Here is a 13,027-nt window from a genome sequence, read left to right as displayed (position 1 = left end):
GTGGGGGAGGGGACGGGGGTGGGGTTCGCCTGCATACCTCGATGTCCATGCAACACTTCAATGCCGAACCTTTCATCATGGTGGGGCAAGCCCCACCCTACGACCGGTCAGCAAATCGCTCCCTACCAGGGCAAAGCCCGTAGGGGCGATTAGGACGAAGTCCGTAACCGCCCGAACCATAGTGCCGCAGGCACGCGCACGTTGCCGAGACAAAATCCCGCGTGCGTGTCGGCTGCGCCGCCAACCCTACATGTGTCCCCCCTCCCCCTGTGGGGGAGGGGACGGGGGTGGGGTTCGCCTGCATACCTCGATGTCCATGCAACACTTCAATGCCGAACCTTTCATGATGGTGGGGCAAGCCCCACCCTACGACCGGTCAGCAAATCGCAAAACGGCTGTAGGGTGTGTGCCGCAGGCACGCACGCAGTGCCGATACCAAAATCCCGCGTGCGTGTCGGCTGCGCCGCCACACATTCTGCAAAATCACATTCCCCCTCCTCGCAGGGCAAAGCCCGTAGGGGCAGTTAGGACGAAGTCCGTAACTGCCCGAACTATGGCAATTGCTCATAACACAATGATTTCGCGCGTAGGTTGGGTTAGCGAGGAACGAGCGTAACCCAACAATTTCTACGTTGGGTTACGGCGCAAGCGCCTAACCCAACCTACGAATTGCCCCTTCGCTCTGCGGTCATCCACCAAACTGCTCCCTCCCCCGTGGGGGAGGGGCGGGGTGGGGGCAGCAAATCATCCGCGTCAGCGACTGCCTCCCTCGCAGGGCAAAGCCCGCCCGAACCATAACGCCCCATAGAGTGCGCCCCGGCGCACCATCCGGAAAATCCCGCCCCGTCGCACGCGCGCCACACCCTTGCAGAAAAATTGCAAAAACCTGAAGAAAAGCTAAAATACGCGTCGGCCTCTTGGCCTTGTACGGCCTGTAACAAGGCAACCAATCACTTTCAACCCATTCACGGAAGGTAGCTCTACCATGAAATTAACCAACCTCTCTCTGGCAATCCTGGTCGCTGTTGGCGTCGCCGCCTGCGGTGGCAGCGGTGATAACAACACCCCGGCTGATCCGCCGAAACCCAACCCGAACAACAATAACAACAACAATAACAACAATAAGCCGACTCCCCCGGCAGAAGACCCGCACGTCGTTGACCCGACCGGCACCCAGGTTGTAGATGACAAAGACCTGACCAAACAAAACACCGTCGGTACCCTGCAATACATCCGTCGTGACGGCTCACAATACGACCGCACCCTCAACCCGAGCCAACCGGCATCTGCCTCTCCGCTGCTCGGTACCACCCTGAACGACCAAAACCCGAGCCTGACCAACATCGTCCTCGCCCGTCAGGAAATCGTCCGTGCCGACGGCACCCCGGTCAAGGCACAATTCACCGGTAGCGACAACCCGGTTCCGCTCAAGGCAAATGGTGATGCCATCAAAGATTCCGTCGCCGGACTGAACAGCCTGCAAGAAGAAAACTTCGCAAACGTTGACATTCTTGCCGGACGTTACTTGGGTAACGGTAATGACGATAACAAAAAGGACAAGCACGCAGATAATGGCACTGATCCGTTAGGTGCAAATAATGTAGATTTGAAAGGCAAGATTAAACGTACACCGAACGGAATGGATCCTACGGGTCTTGTAGCAGCATATCATTTCCCGTATGTTAGCAAAGACGCGAGTGGAGCGTTGGTTCGTGAGGTAAAAATAGTTAATAAAAAACTTGATGGAAATACTGACGATAATTCAGCAGTTAATGATGGTTCTATCAAACAACCTGCTGAAGATAAAGGCGTATATCACCAAGTAACAAATACGACGGATAATAAAAAATATTCGACGGTTATTAGTGATGCCAACACAGTAACGGCAGTTATTGATCCGTATGCTTTTGTCAGAGAAGAATCGGGTGCAGATTTGACTGATCCCAAAAATCCCAAGAAGATTACTTCTAAAGACGTAAAAGATAATAAAGATGTCTATATGTATCGTGGCTCTACACCGGGATTGTTGCCAAGCGATAAAACCAGACAAACCGTAACACCTGCCTTTGCCCAAAACAATGGTACACGTTATGGTAAAGATTTGGTTTGGTGGACGACACCTGAATACGCCTTTGAAAACGAATATACCCGTACTGGAACCACCTCTGCTAACCGTACCCAAGATGATATTGATAATGGCGTATTCGCCACAAACGGTCTGATTCGTGTTGGTAATGGTCTTTCTACGCTTGGCCAAGAACTGAACTGGAACAAAGACGAGAAGAAATGGGAAAACCACCACAACACCACGACCCGTATCTTCGGTCGCTACCACTTGGCCTATGCCGGTACCGATGACAAGAACAAGGGCATCCACCCGGTCGCGCTGAACAGTTTCAAGGGTGCTAAAACTTTCGTCGCCGAATACGAAGTGGAAAATGGCGGCAAGGCAGGCAAAGCCACCCTGTACAGCATCGGTGCTGAACCGACGACCCTGAAATACGTCCAGTACGGTCGCGTTTCTACCCAGCTTGATGTCGATGAAGGCGTCAAGGGCTATGCCGACAACTTCATCCGCAACCCGTACAAAGCGAAAAATGCAGACGACTCTGTGGACGATTACTTCTACCGTGGTACCAATGCCACCACCATCGAACAGATGGCGGCACTGCCGAGCGACCAGAAGGCTACCTACCAAGGCCACGCCTTGATGTACGGCATCGACAACGACTTCCACAACGCGGGCAAACGCAACCTGCCGAACGCCTTCGCCGGCAAGACCGACGGCCTCGGCTTGGGTAACTTCGTTGAAGCGACCGCCGACTTCGGCACCAAACGTCTGCAAGGTAACGTTTACAACGAATGGTTGCTCGACCAAACCAAGTCTGCTACCACCCGCGACAACCTCGTCGCCTTCCAGGGCAACATCGTGGGCAACACCGTGGTTGGTACCGCTGACCGTACCTACCTCGCCGGTGATGACAAGGCAACCTTCAAGGCATCCTTCTTCGGTGAAAAAGCAGAAGAACTCGGTGGTTCCTTCAACTCCGTCAAAGACGCTGACAAATACGGCTCTGCCTACGGCGAAAACGACTGGGGTGGCGTCTTCGGTGCAACCCGTGGCGGCACCAGCAACACCTTCCAGGGTGATGACAGCAATAACGTTTACGGCAGCCAGCAAAACGGACAACAACCGTAAACAAACCCTTCAACTTAAGTCAGTCACAACAAAGCATGTCTGCCTCGGCAGACAAAACGGCCTCGCAAGAGGCCGTTTCTTTTTTGGGCGATACAGCGATCGCTTCGTAAGATATGTGGCAGCGCAGCCGACACACGCGCGGGATTTTGGCATCGGCAACGTTTTCAGGTTGATATAGCCATCCACCGAAAGTTTCAGACAAGGCGCGTCGCCGAAGACAGTACGCTTTTGTACGGCGAGGCGACGCAACACAGTATGAGGCTTTCGGTGGATGGCTATATTTTTGTCGTCGGCCATGAATGGCCGACCTACGCGGGTTGTCTATAGCCATCCACCGAAAGTTTCAGACAAGGCGCGCCGCTGAAGGCAGTACGCGGTTGTATGGCGCGGGGCAACACCGTATGAGGCTTTCGGTGGATAGCTAATATCTTCTGCGGCACGTCTTGTCTGAGAACCTGCTCAAAATCCCGGTTATCCACACAAATTTGAATTGTTACGCCGAATATCCCCCTCCCCTGCAGGGCGAAGCCCGCAGCGGGGGAGGGTGGGGAGGGGGTGAGCGATATTATTGATGAGCCAAAATTCCAATTTTTCAATTGTTTGCTGTCCTCACCCCACCCCTCTTTCGCTGTGTGAACTGTTCCAGTCGCTCGTACCTCGCTAACCCAACCGGCGCACAAAATCATCGTGTTATGACCGCTATGGTTCGGGCGGTTACGGACTTCGTCCTAACCGCCCCTACGGGCTTTGCCCGCGAGGGAGCGATTTGCTGACCGGTCGTAGGGTGGGGCTTGCCCCACCATTAGTTCGTAGGTTGGGTTAGGCGCTTGCGCCGTAACCCAACGTAGAAATTGTTGGGTTACGCTCGTTCCTCGCTAACCCAACCTACGCGCGAAATCATTGTGTTATGAGCAATTGCCATAGTTCGGGCGGTTACGGACTTCGCCCTAACCGCCCCTACGGGCTTTGCCCGCGAGGGAGCGATTTGCTGACCGGTCGTAGGGTGGGGCTTGCCCCACCATGATGAAATGTTCGGCATTGAAGTGTTGCATGGACATCGAGGTATGCAGACGAACCCCACCCCCGTCCCCTCCCCACAGGGGGAGGGGTTTACATACGTAGGGCGTATGGCGGCGTAGCCGACACGCACGCGGGATTTTGGCATCAGCAACGCGTGCGTGCCTGTCGCGCTATGGTTCGGGCGGTTACGGACTTCGTCCTAACCGCCCCTACGGGCTTTGCCCGCGAGGGAGCGATTTGCTGACCGGTCGTAGGGTGGGGCTTGCCCCACCATGATGAAATGCTCAGCATTGAAGTGTTGCATGGACATCGAGGTATGCAGGTGAACCCCACCCCGACCCCTCCCCACAGGGGGAGGGGTTTACATACGTAGGGTGTGTGGCGGCGCAGCCGACCCGCACGTGGGATTTGGTATCGGCACCGCGTGCGTGCCTGCGGCGCTATGGTTCGGGCGGTTACGGACTTCGTCCTAACCGCCCCTACGAACTTTGCCCGCGAGGGAGCGATTTGCCGACCGGTCGTAGGGTGGGGCTTGCCCCACCATGATGAAATGTTCGGCATTGAAGTGTTGCATGGACATCGAGGTATGCAGACGAACCCCACCCCCGTCCCCTCCCCCACAGGGGGAGGGGTTTACATACGTAGGGTGTGTGGCGGTGCAGCCGACCCGCACGTGGGATTTGGTATCGGCATCGCGTGCGTGCCTGCGGCACACACCCTACGAATGATCGCTACGTGAACTGTTCCTGCCGCTTGTGCCTCGCTAACCCAACCTGCGAGCAAAATCATCGGTTATGACCCATTGCTATAGTTTGGGCGGTTACGGATTTCGTCCTAACCGCCCCTACGGGCTTTGCCCGCGAGGGAGCGATTTGCCGACCAGTCGTAGGGTGGGGCTTGCCCCACCATGATGAAATGCTCAGCATTGAAGTGTTGCATAGACATCGAGGTATGCAGGTGAACCCCACCCCCGTCCCCTCCCCCTGTGGGGGAGGGGTTTACATAAACGAATGATGATTGCCATAGGGGCGGAGCGACGCGGCGCCCTGCGGGGGAGGGAGCTGTTCGGTGGATTTCGGCAGCGGCGGCGATTTCCGCCGTGCGTCGGGTTGTATCCGCCCGCAGGGTGATAATAAGATGCACCTGTTCTTTTCAGCCGGTAATCGCCATGTTCAAACCGCTTGCCCTTTTTGCACCGCTTTATTTCGTTGATTTGCTCGCGCTGCATATCGTCGCGCCTGCCAGCGTCGCCACGCAGTTTCACTGGTGTTATCCGCTGGTTGCGGCGGTTGCCGTCATGCTCACGGGCATGGTTGTCCGGCCAACGCGGCCGCTGGCGTTCAGCCTCATCGCGCTGCCGCTGGTGTATCTCTTGAGCTTCGCCCGTTTTGTTGGCGAGACGGTGTGGTATCTCGGTTTTGGCACGTTGCGGCAGATGCACGGCACGATGTTGCCGATGATGCTCGCCAATCTGCGCGACAATCTCACCGCCGCCGATGTGGCACTGCTGCTCGCCAATGTCGCCGCGGTCTTCCTCGCCCTGTATTTTTCCGCCCGCTGGAGTGCCAGACGATGAACGGCTGCGCGGTTTCTATTCTTTATTTTTGTGTCATTTTGCCGGGCGCGCTCGCGGCTGATGCGTTTCTCGGCAGTGGCGGGATGTTCAGCTTTTTCGGGATTGTGTTCGCGCTCATCCTTTTTGGGATGCGTCCGCGTGTATCGGAGGATTCGCCCGCGTCGCCCGCCGCGCCGCCCGCCGCGCCGCCGGATGAGCTGGCCACGCTGCACGCGCTGGTGCGGGATTTGCAGGATCAGCTCGCCGCACTACGCCGCGAGGTGCGCCAGTTGCAGGCGAAGGTCGCCAATCAGCCGCGCATTCCGATTACGTTGCCGCTGCGGCTGGAGGAGTCGCCGCAGGCGGTCAGCGCCGAGTTGCCGAAGCATTTTCCGCCGCCGGAAGCCGCGCCCGTCGCCGAAGCGCCTCCCGATGATTGGTCGTTGCCTGATGTGGCTGCGGTCGCCACGCCGGAGGAAGCCGCGCCGTTGCCAGTCAGTGAGCCGCTGCCGCTGGCGCGCCCGCCCAAGCCGCGTCCGGTGCCGCCGCCGGCTGATGATTTTACTTTTGTCGCCGGTCGCCAACCACCGCCGCGCCCGCGTCCCGCGCCTCAACTTGCGCTGCGCAAGGCCGCCGCCCGCGACGGTCAGCCGTCGCCGCTCGCCACCTTCTTCAGCGAGAATCTGCTGCTGAAGGCGGGCATTGCCATTCTCTTCCTCGGTCTCGCCTTTTTGCTGCGCTATGCCTCGGCGCGGGTGCATATTTCGCTGCCGCTGCGTTATTGCGCGGTCGCCGCCACCGCTGCGGTGCTGGCGGGCGCCGGCTGGTATTTGCGCGAGAAGCGCCGCGATTATGCGCTCGCCATTCAGGGCGCGGCGCTCGCCATTTTGTATTTGACCGCGCTGGCGGCGCTGAAGTTGCACGCGCTGCTTGACCCGCCGGTGGCGTTCGCGTTGATGGCGGCGACGACGGCGCTGTTGGTCGTGCTCGCCGTGTTGCAGAATGCGCTGGTGCTGGCGCAAATCGCCCTCGTCGGTGGCCTCGCCGCGCCGGTGCTGACCGCCAGCGGCAGTGGCAATTATGTCGCGCTGTTTTCGTATCTCGCGCTCTTGAACAGCGGCGTCGCCGTCATCGCCCGCTTCAAGGCGTGGCGCTCGCTCAATCTCACCGGCATCGGCGGCACGCTCGCCATTGCCAGCAGTTGGGGCGGCGCGTTTTATGACCCGGCGCAGTTCGCCAGCGTTGAGCCGTTCCTCATCTACCATCTCGCGCTTTATACCGCGATTGTCTGGCGTTATACGCGCCAGCGCGCCGCCGCTGCTGACCCGCCGACGCTCGCCAACCATGTCACGCTCACGGAGATTTTTGACTACTGCCTGCGCGGTTTGCAGCGCATCGGCAGTCTCGACAGCACCCTGCTCTGCGCGACCGCCCTCGGCTGTTACGGCCTGCAATACGGCATCGCCGCCCATCTGCCCTACGGCGCGGCGGGGTCGGCGCTGGCTTTCGCCGCGTGGTACGGCGGCGTCGCCCAGCTTGCCCGCCCGCTGGCGGAATTGCGCCCGCTGCGTGAGGCCTGCCTGCTGCTCGCCGCGCTGTTTGTCCTGCTCGCCATTCCGCTCGCCTTCGATGGCCGCTGGACGGCAAGCAGCTGGAGCCTGCAAGCGGCGCTCGTTTACTATCTGGCGACGCGCCATGCCAACCCCATCAGCCGCCTCGGCGCGCTCTCGCTACAAACCGCCGCCGTACTCGCCCTGCTCGCGCATTACCGCCTTGACCCGGACGCCGCCATTGTCCTGCACGGCTCGCTCAGCGCGACGCTAATCACGGCGGCGAGCGGCATCGCCATCCTCCTCACCGCCGCGAAGCAGGGCGACGACGACCGCGCGCAGTGGGAGCGCAACCTGCTCGGCGCGGTCTTCCTCGGCACCCTGCTGATTGCCCTCGCGCTGCCGCTGCTCATTCTCCCCGCCCAATGGGCGGCCACCGTCTGGCTGGTGGAAACCAGCGCCGTCTATCAGCTCGGCCTGCGCCTCGGCAACGACATCGCGCGTCAGGCCGCGCTGGCACTCGCCGCCGTCGTGCTGGTCATCCTCTTTACCCGCTACCGCCTCACCCCTTACGGCGAAACCCTGCTGCAAGGCTCGCTTGGCATCGCCCTCATCATCGCCGCCTGCGGCAGCGCCAACATCCTCGGCTGGTGGCGGACGGCGCGCGAACCGGTGCCGCTGTGGGAGCTCATCGGCCAGCGCGGCAGCGCTATCGCCGCCTACGCCGCCGCCGTTGCCCTGCCGCTGCTCGCCCTGCCGAACGAATGGGCGGCACCGCTGGTCGCCATCAGCGCCTTCTTCCTCGCCCTCATCCAGTATGCGTACTGCACCGGCGCGCACGACGAACCGCACCCGGCGACGCGCGTCTTCGCCGTCCCCGTCATCTACCTGACCCTCGCCGCGAGCTTCCTCGCCACCCTCCTCGCCGACCGTCATCCGGCAAGCCTCGCCGTCGTCGCCCTCGCCATGCTCGCCACCGCCTGGCTGCACGACCGCCAGCGCCGCTACGAGCCGCAGCACTACATTGCCGCGACCCCGCTCCTCCTCTTCGGCAGCGTCAAACTCGTCTATGCCCTTGAGCCCTGGCTGGCAGTCCTCTTTCCTGCCAGCAGTTCAGTGTGGGCGCTGCTCATCACCGCCGCGCTGCTGCACGGACTCAGCCGCTTCGACTGGCGCGATGCCGGCCGCTTCGCCCTCATCTGGCTGCCGCTCTACCCGCTCATCCTCTACCTCAGCGGCTACTACGGCCACGCCGACGCTGCCCCCGGCGAATGGCTGCTGGTGAACATCGCCGCGCTAGCGCTGCACGCCCTCACCCTGCACCACAGCGAACGCGACCCGCATCCATCCGTCGCCGGACTGCGCCCGTGGCTGCACGCGCTCGGCTACAACCTGCACACGTTGAACCTGATGCGCCTCGCCAGCGCCGCTGCCATTGCCACCTTCGGCGCAGAAAGCCTGTGGCTGATGCCCGCATTGTTGGCCGCGCCGCTGCTGGCGCTCACCCTGCCGACCCTGCCCGCGCTGCAAGCGTGGACGAACCGCTACCGCGACACCTACCACGGCAGCGCCGCCCTGCCGTTGGTGGCGGCCGTCCTGCTGACGCTTGCTTACTACAACCTGCACCACAGCGGCAGCAGCCCGCCGCTGCCGTACCTGCCGTTTGCCAACCCGCTGGAAATCATGAGCCTCGCCGCGCTGTGGCTGCTGTGGCGCTGGTGGCGGCAAAGCGACCTCGCCGCGTGGACGGCCACCCTGCCCCGCGCGCTGCCGCTGGCGGTATTGGGCTGGATCATCATCAGCCTCGACATCCTGCGCATCTGGCACCACTACCTCGGCGTGCCGTGGCGCGCGCACGACCTGCTCGCCTCGTTCGGCGTGCAGGCGAGCCTCAGCCTCACCTGGGCGCTGGGGGCAATTGCGCTGATGGTGAGCGGCCACAAGCGCCAGCAACGCCGCCTGTGGACGGCAGGCGCGGCGCTGATGGGCGTGGTCATCGTCAAACTGTTCGTGGTGGAGCTGGGCGACAGCAACGGCATCGCCCGCATCGTCTCCTTCATCGGCGTCGGCGTACTGCTGCTGCTCGTCAGCTACTTCGCACCCGCGCCGAAGCGGGATGAAGACGACGGCGAAGGTTGAAGTCGGCCGACCACATTGGCGCCTATGCCGATGGCGCGGTTGAACTGACCCTGCCTTACGACAAACTGCGCGGTATCCTCAAGGACGAATATCAGCCGCAATAACCCGCAAACCGCCCCGCCTGGCACAGCGCGGGGCGGGGGCAAACTGGCACGGCTGTTGCTTTCATCTACTGGTAACCAAATAGTCATTTTTTTGTATAATGGCTGTCATAGTCAGTTAATGCTGACAGGAATTGCCGAAAAACTTCTTTATTTACAAGGAATCCAGTATGTCAAAGCAAATCACCCTCACCCTGAACGACGCCAGCGGCAACCCCATTGGCCAGTACAACATCAACACCGCAGGCAGCGCGCTGCACATCGAAGCGGTAGATGGTGCCTACTACCAGTTCACCGACCAGACGACCGGCATCGGTCCGGAAGGTCTCATCACCGAGCGCGAGGGCGATAACCTGCTGGTTTCCTTCGATGACGGCGTTGACCTGGTCATCGAAAACTACTATGGGCAAAGCCAGCCGGGCGCGCTGGTCGGCTTGCAGGCAGATGGCGGCCTCACCAGTTATCCGGTGGCCACCGCGCCGGAGCACGTCCTCGCCGAACAAATCGCCGCCGAACAGACGCTGGGTTCCGACCAACCGGTCTGGGCGCCGCTGGGCGTACTCGGCGCGGTTGGCCTCGTTGCCGCCGGTATCGGCCTCGCCAAGAATAACGACGGCGAGAAAATCCACAGCAACAACAACGGCGGAAACAACAACAATAACAACAACCCTGCGCCAAGCCCGTCGCCCAACACGCCGAACAATCCCGGCAGCCCCAACGTTCCCTCGCCGAACCCGAACAATCCGGGCAACCAAAACCCCGGTAATCCGAACAACCCTACGCCGAACCCCAGCCCGAACCCGCCGACACCGTCGCCGACGCCTTCGCCGAATCCGCAACCGCCGACGCCGAACCAGCCCGGCAGCGACCCGAAACCCCGTGCAGAAAACGACAAAGTCAAAGGCACACCGAAAGAAAAAGTCACCATTGACGTCCTCGACAACGACAGCGGTATCGATGCCAACGGCCAGCGCGACCTCGACCCGAACAGCATCCGTTTGATTGATGCTGTGGGCAACGCCGTCACCAGAATCACCGTCGCCGGGCAGGGCGAATGGAACGTCCAGTTCGGCAAAGTCACCTTCACCCCGGAGCCGAACTTCACCGGCAACCCGACTCCGGTGCAATACACCGTGAGCGACAAGGCGGGACAAGTCAGCAACAAGGCGACCATCACCGTCACCTATAACGACGGCGCAAACACCCCCGGCCTCGCGCAAATCACTGGTGACGCCAAAGTCGGCCAGACCCTCACCGCCGACATCAACGACCCGGACGGTGTTCCCGCGAGCAGCGTCAAATACCAGTGGCTTGCCGATGGCGGTGTCATTGCGGGCGCGACCGGCAAAACCTACACCGTACAACCGGGCGACCTCGGCAAAACCATCAGCGTCAAAGTCGTTTACACCGATGGTGCCGGGCACTATGAAGACATCACCTCACAGCCAACTGCCAAAGTCGCCGACGGCACCCCGGCACCGCAACCGCCGCAACCCGGCCAAAACCATCCTGGCAGCGTCGCCATCAGCGGCAACGCCAAAGTGGGCGAAAAACTGACCGCCGAAGTCCACGACGACGACCAGTTCGACGCCAGCAAAGTCAAATACCAATGGCAGCGCGACGGCCAGCCGATTGCGGGCGAAAGCGGCAGCAGCTACACCCTGAAAGCCGAAGACGTCGGCCACAAAATCACCGTCAAAGTCGAATACACCGACAACGCGGGCAACAAAGAAAGCCACGACGCGACCAGCGCCACCGTACAGGGACAAAGCTCGACCAATCATGCGCCGACCGACATCCAGCTCGCCAACAACAACGTCATCGAAGGCAAGGACGGCGCCACCATCGGCAAACTGACGACGACCGACCCTGACGCGGGTGACACCCACACCTACACCGTAAGCGACAGCCGCTTTGAAGTGACTGCCGACGGCACGCTGAAACTCAAGGCCGGACAGCACCTCGACTACGCGAGCGAAAAAACCGTCAACCTGCAAATCACCACCAACGACGGCCACGGCGGCAGCTACGCCAAAACCATCACCGTCAACGTGCAGGACGACCCGAACTATCCGGCGCCGAACCCGAATCCCAATCCGAACCCCAACCCGCAGCCGGGCAACCACGAAGGCACTGTTGCCATCAGCGGTGTCGCCAAAGTGGGCGAAACCCTGACCGCACAAGTGGCCGATCAGGACGGCGTTGACCCAAGCAAAGTCAAATACCAGTGGCTGGCTGACGGCAAAGAAATCGCGGGCGCGACCAACAGCACCTTCACCCTGACCGAAGCACAGAAAGGCGCAAAAATCACCGTCAAGGCAACCTACACCGACAACGCCAACCACGCCGAAAACATCACCAGCAGCGCAACTGACGCGGTGCGCGATGACACCACCCCGCCGCCTGCGACCAACCACGAAGGCACCGTAGCCATCAGCGGTGTCGCCAAAGTGGGCGAGACCCTGACCGCGCAAGTTGCCGATCAGGACGGCGTTGACCCGAGCAAAGTCAAATACCAGTGGCTTGCCGATGGCAAAGAAATCAGTGGCGCGACCAACAGCACCTTCACCCTGACCGAAGCACAGAAAGGCGCAAAAATCACCGTCAAGGCAACCTACACCGACAACGCCAACCACGCCGAAGACCTCACCAGTAGCGCGACCGACGCGGTGCGCGATGACACCACCCCGCCACCGACAACCAACCACGAAGGCACCGTTGCCATCAGCGGTGTTGCCAAAGTGGGCGAAACCCTGATCGCGCAAGTCGCCGATCAGGACGGCGTTGACCCCAGCAAAGTCAAATACCAGTGGCTGGCCGACGGCAAAGAAATTGCCGGTGCAACCAACAGCACCTTCACCCTGACCGAAGCACAGAAAGGGGCGAAAATTACCGTCAAGGCGACGTACACCGACAACGCCAACCATGCCGAAGACCTCACCAGCAGCGCGACTGATGCCGTTACCGACGGCAACACCCCGCCGCCTGCGGCCAACCACGAAGGCACTGTAGCCATCAGTGGCGTTGCCAAAGTGGGCGAAACCCTGACCGCACAAGTGGCAGACCAAGACGGCGTTGACCCAAGCAAAGTCAAATACCAGTGGCTGGCTGACGGCAAAGAAATCAGTGGCGCGACCAACAGCACCTTCACCCTGACCGAAGCACAGAAAGGCGCAAAAATCACCGTCAAGGCAACCTACACCGACAACGCCAACCACGCCGAAAACATCACCAGCAGCGCAACTGACGCGGTGCGCGATGACACCACCCCGCCGCCTGCGACCAACCACGAAGGCACCGTAGCCATCAGCGGTGTCGCCAAAGTGGGCGAGACCCTGACCGCGCAAGTTGCCGATCAGGACGGCGTTGACCCGAGCAAAGTCAAATACCAGTGGCTTGCCGATGGCAAAGAAATCAGTGGCGCGACCAACAGCACCTTCACCCTGACCGAAGCACAGAAAGG

Annotated in this window: 3 protein-coding genes and 1 pseudogene; all 4 read left to right on the top strand. The window is 60.7% G+C overall.

The annotated features are described in order from the left end of the window. Nucleotides 1-985: 985 nt before the first annotated feature. Entirely contained in the window at nucleotides 986-3,199 is a 2,214-nt protein-coding gene (locus tag ACO54Z_RS00280; protein WP_485995222.1) for a transferrin-binding protein-like solute binding protein, read from the top strand. Between the two features lie 2,188 nt (nucleotides 3,200-5,387). Further along, nucleotides 5,388-5,795 carry a hypothetical protein gene (locus tag ACO54Z_RS00275; protein WP_485995221.1) on the top strand — a complete coding sequence of 136 codons (408 nt, stop codon included), beginning with the start codon at nucleotides 5,388-5,390 and terminating at the stop codon, nucleotides 5,793-5,795. Further along, nucleotides 5,792-9,463 carry a DUF2339 domain-containing protein gene (locus ACO54Z_RS00270; RefSeq protein ID WP_485995220.1) on the top strand — a complete coding sequence of 1,224 codons (3,672 nt, stop codon included), beginning with the start codon at nucleotides 5,792-5,794 and terminating at the stop codon, nucleotides 9,461-9,463. Before ACO54Z_RS00275 ends, ACO54Z_RS00270 begins: the two co-directional genes overlap by 4 nt. A gap of 271 nt (nucleotides 9,464-9,734) precedes the next feature. Beyond that, nucleotides 9,735-13,027 (top strand): annotated as a pseudogene (locus tag ACO54Z_RS00265) (hypothetical protein); the annotation flags it as partial.

This window comes from Cardiobacterium sp. (assembly GCF_057314735.1).
Note: the sequence above shows the minus strand (reverse complement) of the source record. Positions and strands in the feature narration are given on the sequence as shown.

Bases quoted from the DNA above. Each gene is read 5' to 3' on its own strand.
- ACO54Z_RS00275 (WP_485995221.1), top strand. From the start codon at position 5,388: ATGTTCAAACCGCTTGCCCTTTTTGCACCGCTTTATTTCGTTGATTTG.
- ACO54Z_RS00270 (WP_485995220.1), top strand. From the start codon at position 5,792: ATGAACGGCTGCGCGGTTTCTATTCTTTATTTTTGTGTCATTTTGCCG.
- ACO54Z_RS00280 (WP_485995222.1), top strand. From the start codon at position 986: ATGAAATTAACCAACCTCTCTCTGGCAATCCTGGTCGCTGTTGGCGTC.